At 69.1% G+C, this 20,761-nt stretch carries 22 protein-coding genes; 6 read left to right on the forward strand and 16 right to left on the reverse strand.

Translation table 11 applies throughout. The features are described 5' to 3' along the window. Positions 1 to 523 precede the first annotated feature (523 nt). The 3 genes from ACZ5D2_RS25535 to ACZ5D2_RS25545 all read left to right on the forward strand — a co-directional run bounded on the left by ACZ5D2_RS25535 (position 524) and on the right by ACZ5D2_RS25545 (position 2,421). Positions 524 to 1,129 carry a hypothetical protein gene (locus ACZ5D2_RS25535; RefSeq protein ID WP_468932266.1) on the forward strand — a complete coding sequence of 202 codons (606 nt, stop codon included), beginning with the start codon at positions 524 to 526 and terminating at the stop codon, positions 1,127 to 1,129. A 480-nt stretch (positions 1,130 to 1,609) separates the two neighbouring features. After that, a complete protein-coding gene (locus tag ACZ5D2_RS25540; RefSeq protein ID WP_468932481.1) occupies positions 1,610 to 1,990 on the forward strand; it encodes an RICIN domain-containing protein in 381 nt (126 codons plus the stop codon). Positions 1,991 to 2,235: 245 nt separating this feature from the next. Beyond that, entirely contained in the window at positions 2,236 to 2,421 is a 186-nt protein-coding gene (locus tag ACZ5D2_RS25545) for a hypothetical protein (protein ID WP_468932269.1), read from the forward strand. Positions 2,422 to 2,496: 75 nt separating this feature from the next. On the opposite strand, the gene ACZ5D2_RS25550 is transcribed toward ACZ5D2_RS25545, so the two are convergent. The 4 genes from ACZ5D2_RS25550 to ACZ5D2_RS25565 all read right to left on the reverse strand — a co-directional run bounded on the left by ACZ5D2_RS25550 (position 2,497) and on the right by ACZ5D2_RS25565 (position 6,218). Further along, positions 2,497 to 2,733 carry a hypothetical protein gene (locus ACZ5D2_RS25550; protein WP_351036995.1) on the reverse strand — a complete coding sequence of 79 codons (237 nt, stop codon included), beginning with the start codon at positions 2,731 to 2,733 and terminating at the stop codon, positions 2,497 to 2,499. A gap of 284 nt (positions 2,734 to 3,017) precedes the next feature. Continuing rightward, positions 3,018 to 4,424: a hypothetical protein gene (locus ACZ5D2_RS25555; RefSeq protein WP_468932272.1), complete on the reverse strand. Its 1,407-nt coding sequence runs from the start codon at positions 4,422 to 4,424 to the stop codon at positions 3,018 to 3,020. A 25-nt stretch (positions 4,425 to 4,449) separates the two neighbouring features. Further along, positions 4,450 to 5,877, reverse strand: a complete 1,428-nt coding sequence (locus ACZ5D2_RS25560; RefSeq protein ID WP_468932274.1) for a relaxase family protein — start codon at positions 5,875 to 5,877, stop codon at positions 4,450 to 4,452. Beyond that, a complete protein-coding gene (locus ACZ5D2_RS25565) occupies positions 5,874 to 6,218 on the reverse strand; it encodes a hypothetical protein (protein WP_468932277.1) in 345 nt (114 codons plus the stop codon). The genes ACZ5D2_RS25560 and ACZ5D2_RS25565 overlap by 4 nt, the downstream gene beginning before the upstream one ends. A 658-nt stretch (positions 6,219 to 6,876) precedes the next feature. Between ACZ5D2_RS25565 and ACZ5D2_RS25570 the strand changes: the two genes are divergently transcribed. Beyond that, the gene (locus tag ACZ5D2_RS25570; RefSeq protein WP_468932280.1) at positions 6,877 to 7,200 is read left to right on the forward strand and encodes an SH3 domain-containing protein; all 324 of its coding nucleotides are present in this window, start codon (positions 6,877 to 6,879) and stop codon (positions 7,198 to 7,200) included. 40 nt (positions 7,201 to 7,240) lie between these two features. On the opposite strand, the gene ACZ5D2_RS25575 is transcribed toward ACZ5D2_RS25570, so the two are convergent. Genes ACZ5D2_RS25575 through ACZ5D2_RS25610 form a run of 8 tightly spaced genes read right to left on the reverse strand, consistent with a single transcriptional unit; the run spans position 7,241 to position 15,531 of the window. Further along, a complete protein-coding gene (locus ACZ5D2_RS25575; protein ID WP_468932283.1) occupies positions 7,241 to 7,798 on the reverse strand; it encodes a DUF4913 domain-containing protein in 558 nt (185 codons plus the stop codon). Next, positions 7,791 to 9,530, reverse strand: coding sequence for a type IV secretory system conjugative DNA transfer family protein (locus tag ACZ5D2_RS25580; protein ID WP_468932286.1), 1,740 nt, complete (start codon positions 9,528 to 9,530; stop codon positions 7,791 to 7,793). The genes ACZ5D2_RS25575 and ACZ5D2_RS25580 overlap by 8 nt, the downstream gene beginning before the upstream one ends. Continuing rightward, positions 9,530 to 11,047 (reverse strand): ATP-binding protein, encoded by a 1,518-nt coding sequence (locus tag ACZ5D2_RS25585; RefSeq protein ID WP_388099845.1) that lies wholly within the window; start codon positions 11,045 to 11,047, stop codon positions 9,530 to 9,532. The genes ACZ5D2_RS25580 and ACZ5D2_RS25585 overlap by 1 nt, the downstream gene beginning before the upstream one ends. Positions 11,048 to 11,054: 7 nt before the next feature. Then, positions 11,055 to 12,503 (reverse strand): SCO6880 family protein, encoded by a 1,449-nt coding sequence (locus tag ACZ5D2_RS25590; RefSeq protein ID WP_388099846.1) that lies wholly within the window; start codon positions 12,501 to 12,503, stop codon positions 11,055 to 11,057. Next, positions 12,500 to 13,984 carry a hypothetical protein gene (locus ACZ5D2_RS25595; protein ID WP_468932289.1) on the reverse strand — a complete coding sequence of 495 codons (1,485 nt, stop codon included), beginning with the start codon at positions 13,982 to 13,984 and terminating at the stop codon, positions 12,500 to 12,502. Before ACZ5D2_RS25595 ends, ACZ5D2_RS25590 begins: the two co-directional genes overlap by 4 nt. Beyond that, positions 13,981 to 14,763: a hypothetical protein gene (locus ACZ5D2_RS25600; RefSeq protein ID WP_388099848.1), complete on the reverse strand. Its 783-nt coding sequence runs from the start codon at positions 14,761 to 14,763 to the stop codon at positions 13,981 to 13,983. Before ACZ5D2_RS25600 ends, ACZ5D2_RS25595 begins: the two co-directional genes overlap by 4 nt. Before the next feature lie 3 nt (positions 14,764 to 14,766). Further along, positions 14,767 to 15,054 carry a hypothetical protein gene (locus ACZ5D2_RS25605; RefSeq protein WP_388099849.1) on the reverse strand — a complete coding sequence of 96 codons (288 nt, stop codon included), beginning with the start codon at positions 15,052 to 15,054 and terminating at the stop codon, positions 14,767 to 14,769. Between the two features lie 3 nt (positions 15,055 to 15,057). Beyond that, entirely contained in the window at positions 15,058 to 15,531 is a 474-nt protein-coding gene (locus ACZ5D2_RS25610; protein WP_388099850.1) for a hypothetical protein, read from the reverse strand. A gap of 185 nt (positions 15,532 to 15,716) precedes the next feature. On the opposite strand from ACZ5D2_RS25610, the gene ACZ5D2_RS25615 reads away from it, so the two are divergent. Together ACZ5D2_RS25615 and ACZ5D2_RS25620 are read left to right on the forward strand one after the other, a co-directional pair. Continuing rightward, the gene (locus ACZ5D2_RS25615; RefSeq protein WP_468932294.1) at positions 15,717 to 16,769 is read left to right on the forward strand and encodes a C40 family peptidase; all 1,053 of its coding nucleotides are present in this window, start codon (positions 15,717 to 15,719) and stop codon (positions 16,767 to 16,769) included. Between the two features lie 940 nt (positions 16,770 to 17,709). Then, on the forward strand, positions 17,710 to 18,042 hold the full coding sequence (locus ACZ5D2_RS25620; protein WP_388099852.1) for a hypothetical protein: 333 nt from the start codon (positions 17,710 to 17,712) through the stop codon (positions 18,040 to 18,042). A 376-nt stretch (positions 18,043 to 18,418) separates the two neighbouring features. On the opposite strand, the gene ACZ5D2_RS25625 is transcribed toward ACZ5D2_RS25620, so the two are convergent. From ACZ5D2_RS25625 to ku, 4 genes are all read right to left on the reverse strand, one after another. Next, a complete protein-coding gene (locus ACZ5D2_RS25625) occupies positions 18,419 to 18,934 on the reverse strand; it encodes a hypothetical protein (RefSeq protein WP_388099853.1) in 516 nt (171 codons plus the stop codon). 127 nt (positions 18,935 to 19,061) lie between these two features. Further along, complete coding sequence (locus ACZ5D2_RS25630; RefSeq protein ID WP_388099854.1) at positions 19,062 to 19,442, reverse strand: toxin Doc; 381 nt, start codon at positions 19,440 to 19,442, stop codon at positions 19,062 to 19,064. Between the two features lie 3 nt (positions 19,443 to 19,445). After that, entirely contained in the window at positions 19,446 to 19,691 is a 246-nt protein-coding gene (locus ACZ5D2_RS25635) for an antitoxin MazE7 (protein WP_388099855.1), read from the reverse strand. 65 nt (positions 19,692 to 19,756) lie between these two features. Continuing rightward, positions 19,757 to 20,749, reverse strand: coding sequence for a non-homologous end joining protein Ku (ku, locus tag ACZ5D2_RS25640; RefSeq protein ID WP_468932300.1), 993 nt, complete (start codon positions 20,747 to 20,749; stop codon positions 19,757 to 19,759). Positions 20,750 to 20,761 lie beyond the last annotated feature (12 nt).

The following is a 20,761-nucleotide window of genomic DNA, read 5'->3' on the forward strand; positions in this document are numbered from 1 at the left end:
CCCGCGGAGCGGGACCCCCAGCGCTGCGCGCTGGGGAGGGACGGCCGGCCGCTGCGCGGCCGGTGACGGAGTGTGAGGCCCCACGCTTCGCGTGGGGTGGGCCTGCGCCCGCTTCGCGGGCTTCGGCTCGGGGTCTTCCGCTTCGCTCCAGACCCCTTTGGTTGATCCGCTTCGCGTCTCAACTCTAGCCGCTGTGCGGCTAGTCGGGCCGGTCCGCTTCGCTCCCCGGCCCCGTGAGCCCGCTTCGCGGGCGGCTGGCTACGAGGGGGCCGGTTGAGGTGCGTGGTGACCTTCTCCGCTGTGCAGTTGGTAACGGACAGTCAGCATGGCAGTGTGGGCATGGCGGTGTCAACCCCCCAAAGAATGAATCTGACGATCCGTCAAATTCTATCCGTCGCAGGTTCTTGAAGGGTGTCAGAGTGCTTCGCAAGTATCTATATAGATACACAGATCCGGCTAGCGCGGACCCTGAGAGGGGCGGATCCGTGCCCGCTTCGGGCCGCTCTCCGGCGAGGATGGGGGCATGCCACACACCATGGTCATTGCCGTACCCCCCGACGAACTGATGCGGCTTGACGCCCTGGTCCAGGAGCAGCAGACCGCCGAGACGCGGTGGCAGGCCAGCGCCGAGGAGGACGCCGACGTCCTGAGGCTGCGGGGGCCCGACCTGCGCGCGGCCCGCGCACGGATCCGCGCCGAACGGGACCGGCTCCGCGAGAACGGAACCCACCGGGTCAGCAGGCTCCGCGCGCTCACCCCCGCCCTCCGTGCCGAACTGGACCACCGCGGACTGCTACGAGACTGGGACCCCATCCCCGAAGGCGCTCAACAGGCCGGACAGACCCTCGGAGGCACCGGACCCAACAGGGGTACCGGACTCACCGCCAGACTCGTCGTCAGCCTCACAGACAACCTCTGGACACCCCTCCACCGGGGCGTCTACTGGACCAACCTGCCCCACGTCCAAGCCCTCGAAGTCTGGAAGGACACATGGGGCCCCGGACCCGCCGCCGGCCGGACGGCCGCGACACCCGACGCACTCACCGAACGCAAACGCATCGCCGCCCACATCACCACCACCGGCAACATCCTCCGCACCGCCCTCACACGGACCGTCAACGGCCGCTGAGCTACCGAAGGAGATCCCGTATGAGATCTCTCGCTTTCATCAGTGACAGTGAAAGAACACAACAGAGCAACACCCCTGACAAGCGCCTCAGTCCATCAGCAGAATCGCCACTGTCACTCACCTCACTGACACGGAACCAAGAGATCGCATTTGGCCCGTCGCAGATTCTAAAATTCAGTACCTTCGTCTATTTTTTCTACAAGTCGCGATTAAGCGGAGTTCATGCCAAAATGGTGGGGGAATCTTCATTGGTAGTGACAGAAGTTGATGATTCCACAGCCGTCCGTCGAATGCCCTTTCCGAAGGGAGTGCTCGATGAGAAGAAGGCGCATGGTTCTCCTGTCGACATTCGGAGCAATCTTCGCTGCATCCAGCGTGCTTTCCCCGAGTATTGCAAATGCGGTGGGTCCGCCGACGTATATCGTCAACGCCCAGTCCGGCTTGACTGCCTTCCTTGTTTCGCCACCCAACTGTCACAACATGGCATGCCTCAATGGGGCTCCGTTCAAACTAGGCAGCGGAAGTGACTTCTCCAGGTTCTACACCACCAGAAATGCCGCCGGCCTTGTACAGTTCCATTGGACTTCAGACAAATGTGTTGACGTTCTGAACGGGGGAACGGAAAACGGCACATCGGTAGTCGTTAATGACTGCAATGGGAGCTTCGGCCAACTCTGGTTCCCGGCAAAAATCTCGCCGGGAAATTATCTTTTCATTAACGGAAACGGCGGCGGATGCCTCGACGCCGATAACTCCGCATTCCCGAATCCACCTCACGCAGGAGCCCGCCTACAACTATGGAGCTGTGCCAACTCTGCTTCTGCGTTCATTGGCAACCAGACTTGGCAAGTGGATCTCTGAATACCAATCAGGCACAGCCTGAGACCTGAGCAAGAAAACCCAGCTGCAATCTCGGCCCCGCCGACGGACGCTCCGCAGCGCCACCCACATCACAACAACCGGCGACGTCGTCCGCGCCGCCCTGGACCGCGCCGTCCGCTGTAGGCGGCCCGGTGGTACTGCCCCCAGAAGAACCATCCACCCCCACACACTCCCACCACCGGGCGGCGCCCGTGCGGTGATGCCCGGCCTGCCTCCAGAAGGGGTTGGAGGCCCTGGCGCAGTACGTCGCGCGGGAGGGCCGGCTGCCGGGGCGCGGCGTGGTCGAGGTCCTGCCGGACGGGGTGGAGCACCGTACGGGGATCTGGGTCGGGAACATGAAGGCCCGCCGCGACCGGCTCGACCAGGCGCAGCTCGCGGCGCTCGCCGAACTCGGCGTGGACTGGGCATAGCCGGACGGGAGGAAGGCCTCAGGCCTTCCTCCCGTCGTTTCAAGCGCTGGGTGTTGTCAGCCAGTCGCCGATTGTCTAGCCGGGCAGAGCAGTCCGTGCGGGAGGCCGGGGGCTGTCCTCAGCCGGGGTGGAGGACCCGTCCCCGGCGCCGAAGAGGAAGGCCAGCATGAGCAGGACCGTTGCGGCGGCGGTCAGTGCCACCGCCAGGTCTCCACGGGCCTGACCAGCCGACACGGCGCTCGACTGACGCTTGGAGAGCCCGTACACGACATACGCAGCGATGCAGGCGAACACGACGATCATCGCGTTCACCGCAGAGATATGCAGATTCACCGAAGCCCTTTGAGTCCATGGGCCCGCGCCGCATACACGACGCGGGGGTCCCTACGAGACGGATCCTAGAAACTGGGCACCCACAGAACGTTTGTGATCAGATTCGAGGTTTTTTTTTAACCGTCCCGGCCCCGGGCTCGGGGGCCTTGGACTCTCATGCCACGGCATGACCGCGGGCAAGGAATCAGCCCCGCAACTCTACAGCGAAACAGCCGGCCTACCGGGCCGGGCGACGACCCGGCGAACAGGCAGCCGACTCACCGTCACCGCGTACGCCCCGCGCCCCTGGCCGGTACGGCCGGCTGCCGGTGCGCGGGGACCGCGGCCTCCGCCGGGGCCTGCTCTTTGGGGGCCGCGGCCGCCGGGGTGGTGGCGGAGCGGGAACGGGCCGCGCCCGGTGACACTCCCCGTACCCGGGAAACCGGTCCCGGCGGCGCGGTCAGGGCATGGTGGGCCTGCTCGACCAGGCGCCCCGCCAGCGCGGAGGCCGGACCTTGCTTCCAGGAGGTGTCCGTGCCCAGACGGGCCAGGTGCGCGCCGAGGACCTTCTGGCCCTGGCTGTCGCCGAGCTGCTGCATCCGGGCGGCCAGCAGCGGCCACTGGCGGGCACCGATCAGGAGGCCCGCCTCGTGCTCGGGCAGCACGTCCTTGACCAACGACACCATCGCCGCGTGCGCGGCCGGCTCCACGCCGAGCTGTTCCAGCGCTTTCGCCCTGTCCCCCAGGTTCAGGTCCAGGGGAACCTTCAAGCCCTCGGTCAGGGGTCCCCAGGAACGGCGCGCGTCCTCACTCACCGCCACCGCCGGGGCTGGAGCAGGCGCCGAAGCCGGAGCGGCCGGAACCGGGGCGGCAGCGGCCGGAACCGGGGCGGGGGCGGGGGCGGGCGGCGCCCACGGGTCGATGTCCTCTCGCACCCGCGCCGCGGCAGCGGGCGCGGTGCCCGGAGCAGGGGCGGGTGCGGGAACTCGGGCACCCGCCGAAGCCGGAGCCGGGGTGGAGGTGGGGGTGGAGGTGGGGGCAGGAGCGGCGGTCGCCGCCGATACGGACGCGGGTGCCTTGGCGGCGGCCGCGGTGGTGACGGCGGCGACGGCCTGGTCCACGCCCGCCCCGGCCGCGTGCGCGTCGAGGAGGATCCGGGCGACGTCGACACCGGCGGCGTCGAGCCGGCCCATCGCGGCCGCGATGTCCGGCCAGGCCGGGGAGGCGAGGATCGCATCGCGGACCACGCCCTCGGGCATCGCCGCCTTCAGGAGGTCGGCCCACCGGTCGGTGCCCTCCGCCTTCGTCCGCGCGATGTTCGCGGCGACGGCCTGGTGGACTGCGGCGGTCATGCGGCCCATCTGCGGCAGAAACGTGGAGAGGTCGACACCGGCCTGCTGGAGACCGACGAGCTGGCGGGCCATCACCGGCCAGTCCGCCCCGGCCATCAGTACGGCCAGGATGTCCTCGCCGAGGACGCCGCGCAGCTGGTCGGCCGACCAGCCCGGGGCCATCTTGGCCGCGTCCTCGCTGAGTTCCTCCTCCTTGCCCGTGAGGCGTTTTTGGGTGGCGCGGCGGACCGCGTCGGTGATGGCCATCATCAGCCGGTAGGCCATCGCCGCGGTCTGCGCCGTCTCCCCGAGAGCCTCGGCGAACGGCTCGGGCAGCGGCGGGTATCCGGAAGTCGACATCAGTGCAGGGCTCCCTCAGGGTGGGTCAGCGCGTACGGGACGGACCCGGCCGGCCGGGATCCGGGCGCGGCCGGACCGGTACACCGGTAACGGGCGTGGCGGTCGGCAGGCCACGGGCCGGTGTGCGCACCACCCGACTGGCACGCGGCTTCGCAGTCGGGGGCGGGGCGCCGGTCAGGCCGGCTGCCTCCCGCAGCAGGACCGCCGCGTCTGCCGCGGCTTTCGCCTGCGCCCGGAAGGCCTGCGCACGGTGCCAGTCGGCGGCGGCCTCCACCGCCTCCACGAGCGCGATCAGCAGGGTGAGGACGACCGCGGCGCCCCCGCCCCGGGCCGCGCGCGGCGCCCGTTCCAGAGCACGGGACGAGGCGCGCCAGCCGGCTCGGGCGCGGCCTTCCAGGGAGCGGGCGCCGGGGGCGCGGGCGGCCTGCTCGAAGGCGTCGGCCGCCCGCTGGAGGCGGTCGCGCACCAGTGCCGGGGCGTGGGCGGCGGCGACGGCCAGGAGGTCGCCGAGGGCCGCGACGTCACCGGCGCCTTCGTCCTGCCCGGCCCGGCCCAGGAGTTCGGATGCTTCCCGGATGCGGTGTTCGGCGAGCGCCCAGTCGGCGTCGGTGACGAGGGGTTCGTAGCGTTCCCGGACGCGGGGCAGGGACAGGTCGTAGGCGAGCGTGGATCCGGCGAACCAGACGGGCCGGCTGCCGCGGTCGGCGCGGTCCCCGGGCAGCGCAACCGCATACCCGAGCAGCGTCCCGTCGTCGTCCCGGCGCTCGCGCACGCGCACGCCGGCGTCGCGGAGCCGGTCGAGGAAATCGGTGTCGCCGTGGGCGAGCGCGGCCGCGGTACGGACCGTGCGCTGCAGGGACTCCCGCGCGGTCTCGGCCAGGCCGCGGCGGGCGGCTTTCTCGGCCTCCCCGGTGACCGGGCGGCGGCGCGCGGTCCGGTCCAGGGGAGACATCGGGATCAGGCCCCAGCGGGCTTCGAAGGCGCGGGCGGCGGTGTGCATCGCGACAATGTCACCACGCACGCGGGGGTGCCGGCCGTCCTGCCGGGCCAGGGTCGCCGCGATGTGGATGTGGTCGTCCGCGTGCCGTACGGCAACCCACCGGCAGGCCTGTTCGTCGCCGTGTTCCGCGATGCCCGCGGCGTGCACCATCTCGGCGGCGACCTCCGCCCACTCGGCGTCCGACAGGCGGCGGTCGCCGGGGGCGTTGCGGACCGAGACGTGCCACACGTGCTCCTCCGGTCTCGGGCCGCGCAGCGCCTCCACCGGGGCGTCCAGGAGCAGAGCCAGATCGGCGAGCGTCATCCGCTCCGGGGTGCGGGCCGGGCACGGCAGATCCGGGTCCCAGGAGGCGACGAGGTGGGGGTCGGTGTGCTCGTCACGCTCGCCCGGACCGAAGAGATAGGCGAGGAGGTCGATCGTCGTCGAACCCGACTCCCCCTTCTTCGGCATCACGACCTCGGGCGCCTCTCCCGCATCACCGCGACCGTCGCCGCATCGAGGCGGGCCACCACTTTGAGGGCCTCCTCCACGACAGTGTCGGCCGACACCGGAGCCCCGGCCCCGGGCACACCGGTGGCGGCCAGCGCGCGGAGCACGGCCACGGTCTCCCGCAACTCGACCCGGGCCTGGATCAACTCCCGAAGGACGTCCCCGGCATCCCGGGAGACCGGCACCAGCACATGCTGCGCGACCGCCATCACCTGACGCCCCGCCCACGACGCGGGGGACATCCCCTCCCGCCCCGCGGCCAGCCGGACGACCTCCAGCTCCGCGTCGTTGAACGACAGATTCACCCGCCGGCCACGCGGCGCGGACGTCAGCCGCTCGCGTCGTCGGCTGCCGCCGGAAGGCCCCTCAATACCCATCGCTAACCGCTCCCGGATAACGCCCGAAAGCCCGCCGGATACGCCGGGTCCTTCGGATCCCAGTCAGCCCGTACTGTTCCAGTACGTACTAACTGGCTGCCAATTTCTAATGCCTGAAAAAGGGTTGCAGGACCGTGCGCCCGGAAGCCGGGAAACCACGCGCGCCGCCACCGGACCACCGCCCCGCCAACAACCCCGCACCCGCACCGCCACCACCGGACCCAAGCCACCGCCGCCGCCACACCACCACGCCACCACGCCGCCCGGCCGCCACCAACACGCCGCCACCCACCACCACCAGCACACCCACACCCCCAACCCCGCACCACCCCCCAACCACCCCACACCCACCGAGCACCACAAAGGCGACTCCACCTCCGCTGTCATGCGCGCCGCCGCTGGAATTTTCGTCAAAGGCTCCGAGGCAAGAATTCTTCACCCGTTCGAAAATATCGCCACTTGACGCTATCTCCATTCACCTCCGCGCAAGCACTTCGACACCCCAGAGTGAAATACATTCGCGAGCCGTAACATTGACGCTTAATCAGGGTTTACCTGTTTCATGAAACGAATTCTCTCGGCTTCCATGCTGGCTCTCGCTTCGCTCGCCACCGCGTCCCTGCCCGCTGCTGCTGCTCCAGTGGCCAGGACGATGGCAGTGGCGGAATGGAACTCCTGCGGGTACCACCCGTCGACCAACCTGAAGCTGCGGCCGGGCCCGAACACCAGGCAGGGTGCGATCGGCCTTCTCACTCCCAACGACACCGTGCACGTCCTGAAGGAACAGGGTGGCCTGTACCAGGTGTCGCTCGACCAGGACTCAGAGACCGGGCTCAAGGCGGGTACCAAGGGCTGGGTGACCAAGAACCTGACGCCTCACGTGTGCATGCGACTGAGCGTCCCGAACTGACGTCCAGGTGATGGGCGGTTCCGGACGTCCGGAACCGCCACTACTCATGGCTCCACGCGCTGGGCACGAGGCTCGGCTGGCGGTGCGCTACCTGGTGTTCGCCCTTGGTGCAGCCTTGGAAGGGCCCCCCGGGCTCGCGCAGCTCGCGGATACATGGGTCGTAGTGGTCTCGGTGCCAGGTGCTGGGGCCGCTGTATCCGCAGGTGGCGGGGTCGGTGAGTTCTTGCCAGGCGAGCCAGAGGGCGTGGAGTCGGGCGATGGCGACGGGGTGTTCGGTCCACAGGTGACACCAGCGGGCGTCAGCAGAGGGTTCGCCGAGGTAGCCGGGTACGAGTACCCCTTCGACCCACTCGGCCAGGGCCCGCAGTTCTTCGTCGTAGTCCGGCTGGTCGAGGAGGAGGATGAAGGGCGGGAACTGCCACCCGTCCTCCTCGGACTCTTCGCCTTCCTCTACTTCTCCTCCCGGAGTTGCCTCGGTCGTTTCGGCGGGAGTCGCGGATAGTCCCTTCAGCTGCGCCGCAAGTGACCTCACCTGGGCTTTCAGGTCTTCGATGTCCTCGGTCACGGTGCCCGGGAGGGTGTCTGGGGTCTCAGGCACGGCGGCCGGCCTTCTGCTCTTCGTACGCGGCGACCGCCCGCTTCGTGATGAGGGCTTCCTCCGCGCTCTTCTGCGGGCCGATGTGCGTCATGGATTCCTCCTGGTACCAGGGGCGGAGCTGGATTTGCGCGATCGGCATACCCGTGGCCAGGAGGAGCGCGCTGCCCTTGGGCATGGCGCGGATCTCGGCGGGTTCGAGGATCTGCTCGCGCTGTTCCCCGACGGATGTGGAGCCGCCGTCCTTGCTCTTGGAGTAGGAGCCGCGGTGAACGGTGTGCTGGCCGACGAGGGTGGCGATGTCGGCGACGAACTTGGGGTCGTCGACTCCGGCGCCGATGACCTTCTTGGTGGCGGCGGACCACATGGCGTCCATGCCGACCTCGCCCCAGGCTTTCACTCCCTGCCTGTACGACTGGAGGATCACGTACGGGTTGATGCCCCGGGAGCCGAGGTGGCTGAACAAGTCGGGCAAGTCGCCGATTTTGCAAATGTTCGCGGCTTCGTCCAGTACCGCCCGCATCGGCTCGGGGAGCCGGCCGCCGTGGCGCTCCCCCGCTTCGGCGGCCGCGGTGAACACCGCGTCGGCGAGGGCTGCGACGACGGAGGACGCCGGACCTCCCTTCTTCGACAGCAGGTAGAGGGTGTCACGGGAGAGCGCGAACTCCTCTGGGTCGAACCGGGGGCGCGTCTTGTCGGGGGTCACCCACGCGAGAACCTTCTCGTCGCGCAGGCCCGACAGCGCAGTACGAGCGTTCTGGAAAATGCCCGATTGCGTCTCTTCCGCGATGTTGATGCTGGCATCGACCTGCTCGGCGAGCACGGGTTCGTGCCGATAGAGGATCCGCAGCGGCGCCTTCTCCGCCGGGTTGGCCACCCAGGACAGGACATCTTTGATGCTGGCCCCGTCGTGGTACGCGGCACGGAACAACCCGACCAAGAGATCGTTGGCGGATTGGGACCAGAACGGGTCGGCGCCTTCGCTGCTGACCTGGGCGATGAAGTGGGACGCGAGGCGCTCGGCGCGCTCGGGCGTCTCGGCTTCGGCCAGCATGTCCCACCACATGGCGCGCTCGATACGGGCGACGCCTTGCGTGTCCAGGGCCCAGATGTCGCCGACGCGGCCCCGTGAGGTGAGGGTGGCCGCGTACACGTCCGCCTTGTTGGAGGTCATCAGCAGGGCGGCGGGCGCCTCTTCAGCCACGGGGATGGCCAGCGAGGTGGACTTGCCCGCACGCGGGGCCATGATCGCGACGAACGTGTCCTCATCGGAACCACGCAGCTCAATGCCGCTGGGTGTGTGATCGCCGAGCAGGACGCCCCGGTCAGCCGGAGCGACCTCCTTCGGCGGGACTCCCTTGAGGGAGGCCCGCAACCGCGTGGCGGTGCGGGCGGCCTCCATGGGGGCGAGGTCGCGGACCTGGTGGAGGGTGGCCATGTCGCGCGGGTGGTAGAACCAGCGCAGCCCGAGCTTGATTCCCCACACCATGGCGGCGACGACGACCAGGTCGAAGAGGAACGCGCCGATGCCCGCCGCGACGGGCGACGGTGCCCAGACGGACGACCAGTCCCGGACCATGCGCAGCACGTTGTACGGGGTGAGGTCGGGGCCGACGGGCTCGATCGTAGCGAGCGTACCGAGCGCGGCGCCGGTCCACGTCGCGGCGGAGAGGACGACCACGCCCCCCACCAGGCATGCTCCGGCGAGCCAGTTGCGGTCGGAGTCGGTCATCATCAGCGCGCGGGCCTCTTCTGGTAGTCGGTGTGATAGAGCCGGGATTCGGTGGCCGTCAGCTCCATCGCGACCGCGATGCCTGGCCGGCTGCCGATCTTCAGGAGGTACTTGCCGCGGCCAGGGTGCACCGTGTCCCCGGCATCGAGGCCGGTGCTGGTGGCGGAGGACCAGGAGCTGATGATGGCTCGCTCCTGTTCGGTCAGCTGGCGCTTGCCGGTGACGCGCTGGAGTTCCTGGTCGGTCGAGGCACCGAGGACCCAGACATCGCACCGGTCCATGAGCCCGCGGGCTTTGGCTCGGTCCTCTTCGGTGGGCAGGGATTCGAGGTCCTGGGTGGAGTGGGTGACGTAGATGGTGACGTCGCCGTCGCCGCGGGAGAGGCGACCGATGGAGTCCATGGCGTCGACCAGGCCGGGGCCCGCGCGCAGGGCCTTCCACATTTCGTCCATGTCGAGGACGAGGCGGCGCTGCATGAGGCCGGTGGAGCGGGCGGAGTCGATGCTGGAGTAGGTGTAGGCCCAGGTGGCGATCATGCCTGCGGAGAGGATGTCCGCGCCTCGGGCTCGGAGGGCGGAGATGTCGACCGAGACGGCGGGGCTGTTGAGGTCGAGGGTGACGGTGGTCGGGCCGTCGAAGAGGCCCTTGAGGGGGCCGCCGCAGAGGTTGTCCAGGCCGGCGATGACCGACCGGGTGAGGTCCTGGTAGGTGGAGCCGTGGGCGGCGAGCCTGTTCTGCAGCGGTTCGGGAGCTTGGCGCAGGACGGTGATGACGTCCGGGACGATCGGGTCTTCGCCGGGGCAGGCATCGGCGGCGAGTTGGACGGCGCAGGTAAGGGCGGAGCGCTGGATCTCGTCGGCTGCCCTGCCCAGGCCGTGTTTGGTGGCGAGGAGGGCGCCGAGGGTTTCGAGTCTGCGCGCGTTGAGGACGTCCAGCAGGATGTTGCGCCGTTCCGTCGGCAGGGAGCGGACGGTGTTCTTGAGGGGGCCGGAGTCGAGGGGGTTGAGTCGGCCTGAGCCGTCGCCGATGCGTACGACGCTGCCGCCGAGCTGCTGGACGAGTTGGGTGTACTCGTTCTTGACGTCTCCGGGGATGACGGGCATGAATCCGAGGGCCGCGTAGACCATGAGCATGCGTTTGACCAGTGCGGACTTGCCCGCGCCGGGCTGCGACATGACCCAGACGTTGGGGTTGGTGGTGAGCTTGCCGACCCAGTCGGCGGGGTCAATGCACACCAGTTCGCCGGTGAGCATGTCCCGTCCGAGGGGGACCCCACGGGCGGGGAGTCCGGCGCCGAGGAGGAACGGGTAGAGGCCGGCTGCCTGCGTGGAGGGGCCGGTGTAGACGGTTCCGGTGTCCTCCGCTGGGGCGCGGCCTGAGAACCGGCCGCCCCAGCCGAGCCGGGGCGCGTGCAGGCGTCGTTGGCGTTGCTGTTCGGCCGCTTCCGCACGGCGTTGCGCGGGGTCGGCGTGGGGCGCTGTGACCTGGCGGGGAGTCAGGATCTTGGTGGGCTTGGCCATGATCGCCTCACTTGACCAGGGGGTTGTAGCCGATGGGGAGGCCGGCCGCGAAGATCGAGCCTTGGGCCCCGTAGGCCGTGCGCATCCGCAAGGCCCGGGTTGCCTTCACGGCCCGGTCCAGTTCCTGACGTGCTGCGGGCAGGTCGGCGGCGGTGCGGGCGGTGACGGTGGCCATCAGGGTCCAGTCGACGACTTGCGCACCCGCTGCGGCCTGGGCGGCGGCCTTCTCCGCCTTGGCGTAGTCGGCCTTCTGTGACCAGCGGGCGCGGCCCTTGACCTGTGCGGTGGTCTCGGCGGCCTGTTGCGCGTTGCTGATCTCGCGCTCCAGGACGGCTTCGCCCTCGTGGGGGTCCAGGACGCGGTAGGCGAGGGTGACACGGCGCTGGAACTTTCCCGGGGAGAGCAGGGGAAGGAGGGTGCTGTAGGAGATGGGGCGTTTGGGCATTTCCCTCAGGACCCAGGAGACGGACACGGCGCCGTCGTGGGCGTACTCCTCGAATCCCTCGTCGGCGGCCATCGGCCCGCATTCGCCCCAGGAGAGGTCGGCGAAGTCCTGCTCGCGGGCGAAGAAGGAGGCGGGGTCGTAGGCGGAGCGGACGAGGCGGCGCAGGTCGGTGGCGGTCGCCCTGCGGATGACGTCGGTGCCGGTGCCGGACAGGTCCAGGGAGTCGACGACGCGCAGGGTCTCGGCGACCTGCTCGGCGAGGTCTGCCGGAGGGGTGGTGGTCGCGTTGGGGTCGACGACGACGCTCATCCATGGGGCGACCGAGGCAGTGGCGCGCGGTGCGGTCTTCACCAGTTCGTCGATGAGGGCCTGGGCGACGGCGGGGGCGTCCGGGTCGCGGCGGGCGGCGATGTCGTCGCCGAGAGCCTCGCCGGCGCCGGGGGTGATCTGGATGGTGATCGAGGCGCCCTTGATCTGTTCGTCGGTGCTCATGGAGTCCAGGACGGAGCCCCAGTTCCGCAGGTGGGAGCGCACGGATGCGGTTTGGGCCATGAGGCTGCCGCCGGGGGCCAAGAGGGTGGAGACCGTCATGTAGCCGCTGCGGCGGTTGTGGACGACTCCGACTTCACGGCCGGTGGTGGGGTCGTGTGCCTGGATCAGGGTGGTGGAGGCGGCCACTCCCGGCAGGTCCAGCGAATAGGGAAGTTCGAGCAGGACCTTGCGGTAGTTCGTTGCCTCAGCGCGGGCGGCGAGCTTCCATGCCGCTTTGGCCCGGTAGTAGGAGAGGGCGGGCATGCCGTGGCGGCGGACCACGGTGAGCCCGAAGCCGACGACGGTAACCGGCAGGGTCATCCACAGGCTCACCGGCCAGTTCGTGGCCAGCAGTCCGTCGAAGACCAGGATCGCCGTACCGAGCATGGTGGCGTTCTTCGACAGGCTCCCCGCGCCGTGGGAACGGCGCGTTCGGAAGCCCTCGACCCTCAGCCCGTTCGGTGTCTCTGTGGTGGTCATGTGGTGGTGCCCCCGTCTCCCATGGTCGATGCGGCGCCCTGGATTGTCTGGTTGACGCCGTCGAGGACCTGCAGTCCCAAAGCGACCCCGCCAGTGGCGACCGCCGCCGTGCTCGTGGCGGCCAGGCCGGCTTCTGCTGCGATCCCGGCTTCGCCTTCCGCTCCGGGACCGCCCTGAGCGGGCACTTGCGCGCCAGTGCGTGACGTCTGGGCAAGGGCTTCTTGTCCCGGCTCTCCGCGATCTCCCTGGTTCTGGGGGCCCATGGACTTCTCCACGTACTGGGCCTGCGAGACGACATCCGTCCCGCCGTCGCCATCGCCTCCACCGCCACCACCGCCGCCGCCGCCGCCGCCTCCAGCGTCGGGGCCGCCGCCGTTGCCGCCCCTGCCATAGGAGGCGGCCAGGTTGGCGGCGGCGCCCAGGGCGCCGCCGCCGTTCAGGCCCGCTCCGATCTCTGCCCCGATCGGGGTGAAGAGCTTGGTCAGCGGGCCGGGTGCGATCACCGCCAGGGCGAGGGTCGCGACGCCCCGCAGCCACTCCACGAAGGAGTGGGCACGGCCGACCTCGCCGAACCCCGTGCAGATGATCACGGCGACGATGGGCTTGTAGGCGATGACGGTGCAGATGGATGTCACCAGTTTCGGCGTCCAGCTGCGCGTGGACTCCCCGCCCATCAGGCCGGCTCCCGCGATCGGCAGCAGCAGACACTGGATGGGGATCGCGGACTCCCGCAGGAAGATCAGGACCAGCTGCACAATGCCGATGAGCAGGAGGATCACGACGATGCCGAGCACCATCATCGGGTTGAGGACGGCCGCCGGCATCATCACCTCAACGAGGCGGGTGAACGTCTGGTCCTTGAAGGTGGCGTTGACGATTCCGGTGGTCAGCGCGTCACTGAGTCTCAGCAACAGCACCACGGCAGTCAGTCCCAGCCCGCTGAGCAGAGCGTTCTGGGCGTAGCCGATGAGGACCCGTCCCCAGTCCTGCGCCTTGCCCGACACCGCGGCCTTGCCGATGTTCCACATGGTGCCGAAAGCGGCGATCACCCAGCCCAGCCAGACCAGCATGCCGCTGAACTTCGCGCCCTTGTCGAAGAGCCCGGTGTCCGCGAGATCGAGGCTGGGGCCCACCAGGGCCATCGTGAATACCGTGCGCAGCAGCCACTCCACGACGTCCTGGGCAGAGCGCAGGATGTCGCCGATGACGGAGTCCCAGACGCTCTGCCAGTATGCCTCCACCTTCTCCTCGGCCTTGTCGCCGACGACATCGCACGCTTCGCGGCCCGCCACGGCCGTGCCGATGAGCCGGGCGGCGGTGGCGAGGCTGCTGGAGGCGGTGACGGCCCGGCACCCGGCTTCCACTCCTTGGCTGACCGCGCCGTCCTTCTTGGGCTTCGGGTCGTCGGCGGCGGCCTGCGGCGCGAGGACCAGAGCCAGGATGGCGGCGGCCGCCATCAGAACCGAGACGAGCCGTTTCACGACGCCTCCCGAATCGCCGTCCAGCCCGCCGGGCTGAACGCCGGATCACCAGGAGCGACGATCGCGGGCTCGTCCTGTTCCTGCGCGGCCCGGCTCGTCTGCTCGTACGCGGCGACGGAGAGCTTCCAGTCCTGCTCCCACCGCACGGCGGCCAGGCTGCGGGTGTAGGAGCCGCGCTCGGCCTCGGTCTCGCTTGCCTTCGTCGTCACGCGCGTCAGCAGCCAGACGCCGACCTCGGTGGGTGAGTGTGTGATGACCTTGTAGGCGATGACGCGTGCGCGGACGTATGACCCCTGGGGCAGCTCGCTGCCGGCGGGCAACCCCCATTCTTTGCGGAGCTGGGCATCGCTCTCGCCGCCGGCCAGCTCCAGACCGTCGCGGAGTCGGGTGCTGCGGTCGGCCGCGCTGAAGTAGCTCTCGTACAGGGCCAGCTGTTCGGCCTTGTTGGTGTGGCCAGGTTGGACGAGGGTGCTGGACGAGGCCACGAGCATGCCCAGGGCACCTTCGAGGGTTTGCGGGAATCCGATGTCTTTGCCGTGGGCGTCGGAGCGGGCCCCGCGGGGAAGGGTGGCCCAGCGCTCCGGGTCGGTCCAGGCCCGCGGCGGTTCGTACGTCGGCACGGGTGATGACGGTGCGGTTGCTGCCGTACCGGGCTTGGCGGAGTCCGGGTCGGAGCCGCTGCCGGAGAGCATCGAGTAGCCCGTCAGGCCCACCACAGCAAGGACCAGGGCTAAGGCGGTGGGCACCATGTAGCGGTTGAGGCGTCCGTCGCGTGCCACGTGTCAGGCCATGATCCCGTTGAGGATGCTGATCAGCGTGCCGGCGAGCAGGATCGCGAGCACGCCGCCGCCCATCCACTTGAAGGGTTCGGAGCCGCCGCCGTTGCGGGATTTGTCCGCCGTCGCGAGCTTGAAGACGCCGAACCCGGCCGCACCGACACCGGCGAGCACGAGGATGTAGAGGCCGTAGCCGAACAGCTCGGTGACGATGGGCGCCATGCCGGGAATCGGTGTCGGCCTCGCACCGGGCAGGATCGGGCCCGGGGCGGCGATCACGGTGAACTTGGACATCGGTCAATTCCCTTCGAGGTGGCGGCGCAGTCGCGCGGCGGCGGCCTGCACGGCCTTGTGGTCCAAGGCCTCGGCTGGGTCCGCGACCGTCCTGAGCACCGGCAGGTACGGGAGGGTCACGGTCCCTGCGAGCCGGGCCCCCAAGGCGCGGATCCGGAAACGGGCTGCGGGCGGCGACGGGATGGGCGCGTCGGAGGTCAGGACCACCCACGGCCGCGGCAGGTTCGGTGCCCAAAACCGCATCAGGCGCTCGACGCTGGCCGCGCCGTACACGGTGGTGTCGGCCACCACCACCGGCTGCACGCCCATCGGCAGCGGCTCACCCGCCGCGAGGAACCGGGCGGCCTCGGCATCTCTGTCGGCGAGCAGGTGGGGCACGGCGGCCATCGCCACTGTGCAGCCGTGCGCGCCGAAGAGGGCGTAGCGCAGCCCTCTCTCCTGGGGCCGCTCGGTCTCAGGAGTCACAAGATCGGTCACCAACGCAACTTCCCCCCTTCGTCACCCGTTGCTGATGTGGCACTACGCAGTCAATAAGCTACGGAGAGTAGCTCCATTGATCGGCAGAGCTGACACAGAGTCAACGGACAGTCCGCTGATCAGGCACTTCGCAAAATCGTGCGACGGAATCCACCGGTGACCGGGTCAGCCGAAAGGGGGACACGGTGAAGGTCTTATCCGGTGCCGTCCTGGCGCTACTTGCACTCCCCGCAATCGCTCTGGCCCTGATCGCCGCACTGATCACCGGCGTGGGGGCCGACTCGGCAGCCGCCGCAAGCACCACCTTGCGGGGCGTACCACCGGAGTTCGAGCCGTGGATCCTCAAGGCCGTCGCCGAGTGCAAGGACAACCCCGAGCTGACCCCCGCGCTGATGGCCGCCCAGCTCCAGCAGGAGTCCGGGTTCAGCACCTCCCGCAAAACCGTCTCGTACGCCAGCGCGCGGGGCCCGGCGCAGTTCGTCGACGGGACATGGGCGACGTACCGCAACGACGCCGACGGCAACGGCAGGGCGGACCCGTTCGACGTCGGCGACGCGGTGACCGCCCAAGGCCGCTACATGTGCTCGCTCCTCACAGACGCCAAGGCATCCGGCATCGGCGGAGACGTCCGCCGCCTCGCGCTGGCCGGCTACAACGCCGGCTGGGGCGCCGTCCTCCGGTTCCACGGCGTCCCGCCCAAATCCTGGTCAGGGGGGCAGACCTACTGGTACGTCACCAACATCATGAACATGATGAAGGACTTCGAGGGCGCACCACGGCTGAGCGTGGGCGGCAGCGGGGCCGGCTCGCAGGCGCTGCGCCGGGCCGCCGCACGGATCGGCACGCCGTACGCGTACGGAGGCGGAGGACCCGGAGGACCCAGCCGCGGATACTGCGAGGGCGGCAACGGCTTCACGGACGGACGCTGTACGGCCTCCGCAACCAGCGGATTCGACTGCAGCAGCCTGGTCCAGTACGCCTACTGGCCCCACACCCAGCTCCCCCGCACCGCCGCCGCCCAGTACCAGGCCACCTCCCACCGGCCCGTCACCCGCGGCGAACTCCGTCCGGGCGACCTGCTCTTCTGGGCCCACCGGGACGGGTCCATCTACCACGTCGGCCTCTACGCGGGCGACGGCCGGGTCCTTCACGCTCCGCGCACCGGCCGACAGGTCGAAGTGGTCCCGCTCGACTCCGCCATGCCCACGGGCGACTACCGCGGCGCGACCAGGGCCTGACGGAGAAAAGAATTTTTCAGAATTCCAAGAGAACCGAAAATGAATCGAACGACCCGTTTCATCCAGGATCATTCCATGATCGCCCTCCAGGATTTCTTGGTAGGCGTGCGCCCAATTAGCGCCGGAACTGCATCATCCTCTTTGACGGCGCCGAAATAGTGGGCACCGAGGCCCTATTGTTGTCCTCGGGTCGCCCGCGCGAAACGCAGCGGACTGGGCCGGAGCCTTCCAGCTGGAGGTTCCGGACAGCCGGGGTCTCCAGATGGAGGTCAGCATGGATGCACCCACTGAGACGGCGACATCGTGCGCGGCATGCAGGAGGAGTCGGCGGAGGTTTCGCCGGATCCGTCTGTGGCTGGGCCCGGCGTCGACGGCCGGCTACTACGTGGTCCGCACGGTCAGGGACTTCTTCCCCAACCTGTGAGGCCAGACCTGCTCCCTGTCACTGAGCAGGTCCGGCACCCCGCGTGAAGCGCGGCCGGGGCCTTCGGCGTTACGAGCGCCGGAGGCCCCGTCTCACATCCGGGCGGTACAGAGACCGCACCCCCAGCATCCCACAGATTCACGTTTATTGAACCAACTCCCAGACCCGCATAGTCTGCGGGATATCCCGCACGTTGTGTACCGGTCAGTGATGCACACCCACACTTCCCGGCTACTATCCGGCACTATTTCCGGGATACCAGCGCAGGGATTTCCAGCTTTCAGCCGCGCTTCTGCTGATGGGGACCCGATCCTGCTCGTATGAGTCCCCCGGAGTCCATCCGTCGATCGCCGTCGCCCCTCCCCCGCCACTCCTCGGTCCCACAGCCGCCACCCTGCCCGCAGCCCCAAGAACGGGACACCGCTGCCCCCGCCACGTCTCCTTCTGCGCAACAGGCAGTCCACGAGCACGCGGGGTTGAAGCCAGACGGCACGAGGGACGGGCATGATGCCCGGCATGAAGGCAGACGAGATCCTCAAGAAGGCGCAGGCACTCCAGGCCGCCCAGCTGGCCGCCAAGCAGGCCGCGGTCGAACCCCTCGCGGCGATCCTGGCCCGGCGAATCCAGCTCCAAAGCGAGTTGTCCGAGAGCGAAGTCCCATACGGCAAGGCGTACGTCGAGGCCGAGGCCGCAGGCTGGTCGGCTGCGGAGCTCGCCGCACTCGGCGCCACCGAGCCGACTCAACGACCGCGGGCACGCCGGACCCGTCCGAGCAGGCAGCAGGCCCCGACGTCGGAACCGGAAACCGGCACAGAGATCCCCTCCCAGAACCCCACCGTCAACGCCTGACGTCCCCGTTCACCCACCCTCTGTTCCGCGCAGCAGGTTGGGCCGAGGGCGGTTCAGGCCGACATCCCGCGGTGAGCATGTGTGGCCCGCACCGCCCCCGTCTGCGGAACGACAGGGCTGGGCGAAACCACCAGCGGCGGCGAAGGGCGGCGGGTGGACCAGACCACGCGTCCGCCGACCCGGTCGAGGGCTGCGACCGTACCCCCGCCGTCGATCTTCGTTGCGCGAGGCGAGCGCACCGTCCGGCTGTGGCTGATGCGCGTTCAGACGCTGCGGGCTCCAGGCCAGGCGAGGGTGGGGAAGCAGCAGAGGCAGGCCCAGGGTCGGAGATGTCCGCTCCTCTACCTCGCCGCCGTCATTGCTCCTCCGCCGCCCGCTACGGTGCGAAGAGGTTGAAGGTGCCGCAGCCTGTACCGCCGGCTACGCACGCCGCCACCAGCTGGCTGTCGAGCGCGTATGCCTCGATCACGGGCGCCAGCTGGGCCAGGGCGGCGACGCCGACCTTGGTGAGAGGGAGGTTCATCTCCACGGGGCGGTGGTCGTCACACCAGGTGTCGACTGCGACGGTGGCAGGGAAAGCGTAAGCGACTTCGATCAGGCCCTTGTCCTCGTGGACCGTAACGTAGGTCGGGGCGACCGCGGCGCTCTCGTGACGTTCCGAGCCGGCGAGCGAATGTTTCCAGTACCAAGCGGGGTCAATCTGGCGCCAGTCGGGAAGCACCGGCATGCTGCCGAGCCTGATGTGCTCAATCTGCTGAAGCAGGCGGGCGGTGTCGGAGCCGCGGGGGCTCCAGCCACGGTGGTGGAGAAGTTCGTTCACCCGGGCCCGGAGTGTGAGGTCGGGTGTATCCACCGTGGGCGGTGTCGTTTCAGCCCCGAGGGTAAGCGTCATGGGCTCAGAGTCTGTCGAGGATCCGGCCCTCGGCCGATCCGACACTCGCCACCAGCCCAAAGTCCTACCAGCTGCAGCAGCATCGCACAGCTCGGCTAAGCCTCGCGCCTGGTTGCTGAAGCTGTGATCAGGACGCGGGGCGCAGCGAGCGCAGGCGGTCTGCGATGTCGTAGACGTTCAGGCGGAGGGCGCGGATGTCGTTGATGAGGTCGCGCCAGGGTTCGAAGGTGTCGTCCACGGTCTTGCCGGAGGCCCGGATGTAGGCGATGGCGACGCCATAGCCGAAGTATTCGTTGCGGGCCGGTAGGGGGCGCAGGAGGACGATCTGCTCCAGAAGGGCTGCGGCTCGCCAGTAGGCGTCAGGTGCGTCGGTAGCCAGGGCGGGGGTGTTCACGCGGTGGCGGGCGACCGCGGCGACCAGGCCTGAGTAGTCCAGGACTCCCAGCTCCTTGCCGAGGAGTTCTTCCTGCCGATCCAGGAGCCACCGGATGTCGATGTGCAGTTCCAAGGGTCAGGCCGCCCGGTGCGTGCTCACGGGGGCGGGGAGTCCGCCGAACTCGGTGTCGAAGGCCTCGGCGATACCGGGTCGGCCAACTACCTCGCGGAAGACGGAGGTGGCCCGGCCGAGGGCGAGTTGGTTCTCCTCCTCGATGGCCAGTTCGGCCAGGTAGGCGCGCACGCTCTTGCCGTGGGCGGCGGCGACGGCGGCGAAGCGGTCTCGGGTTTCGGAGTCGACCTTCACGGTGGTGTCTGCCATGCCTTCGAGTATGCACCCATGTATACCTTCGCGAATACCCCCTGAGCCGGCGGCATGCTGGGTGTTCACCGCCGGGCGGAGGTCAGCGCCTTCACCAGGTCGTGGCGGTTCATCTGGGAGCGGCCGGGGAGGTTCGCCGCGGCTGCCTCCTTGTAGAGGTCGGCCTTCGAGAGGCCGCTCAGATCCCTCTTCGTTGCGGAGCGGATCCGCTTTTTCGCCGCCGGCTTCACGGCGGCCTTGGTCTTCCCGGATGCGGTGGCCTTGCCACTGGTCGCTTTGGGACTTCCGGCTCGCTCGACGCTGGCGCGCAGAGCTTCCATGAGGTCAACCACCCCGGTCGGCTCCGCGGGCGCCTCGGCCTTCTCGACGCTTCCGCCGGACTGCTTGGCCTGGATCAGAGCGGCGACCTTCTCCTGGAACGTGTCATGGAACTCTCCGGGGTCCCAGGTCATGCTCAGGGCGTCGATGAGCTGCTCGGCCATTTTCAGCTCCTTGTCCGAGGCCCTGGCCCTGCCGGGAAGGTTGTCGATCTCCTTCTTCGGGTCTCGGAGCTCATCCGCCCAGTGGAGGGTGTGGAGGGTGAGGATGCCGTTCTCGGCCTTGAGGGCGACCAGGTACTCGTGCTGGCGCATGACGAACGTGGCGATCCCGGCTTTGCCGGCCTTCGCGAGGGCCTGCTCCAGCAGGCTGTAGACCTTGCCGTATTCGGCGCCGCGCGGGCCGAGGTAGTACGTCTTGTCGAAGAAGATCGGGTTCACCTCGGCGAGGTCGACGAATCCTGCGATCTCCAGCGACCGGGAGCGGCCCGGAGCGATCTCGTCCAGTTCCTTCGGCTCGACCAGGACGTACTCGCCACCCGTGTCGTAGCCCTTGACGATGTCGCTTAGCTCGACCTCGTCGCCGGTGCGCTCGTTGACCCGCCGGTTGCGGATCCGGTCGGCGGTGCCGCGCTGGAGCTGGTGGAAGTGGATGGTGTGGCTGTCGGCGGCTGTGTAGAGGCCTACAGGCAGGCTGACCAGCCCGAATGACAGGTTTCCGGCCCATACGGGACGAGCCATGATCGCCACCTC

Source organism: Streptomyces sp. NPDC031479 (genome assembly GCF_055581065.1).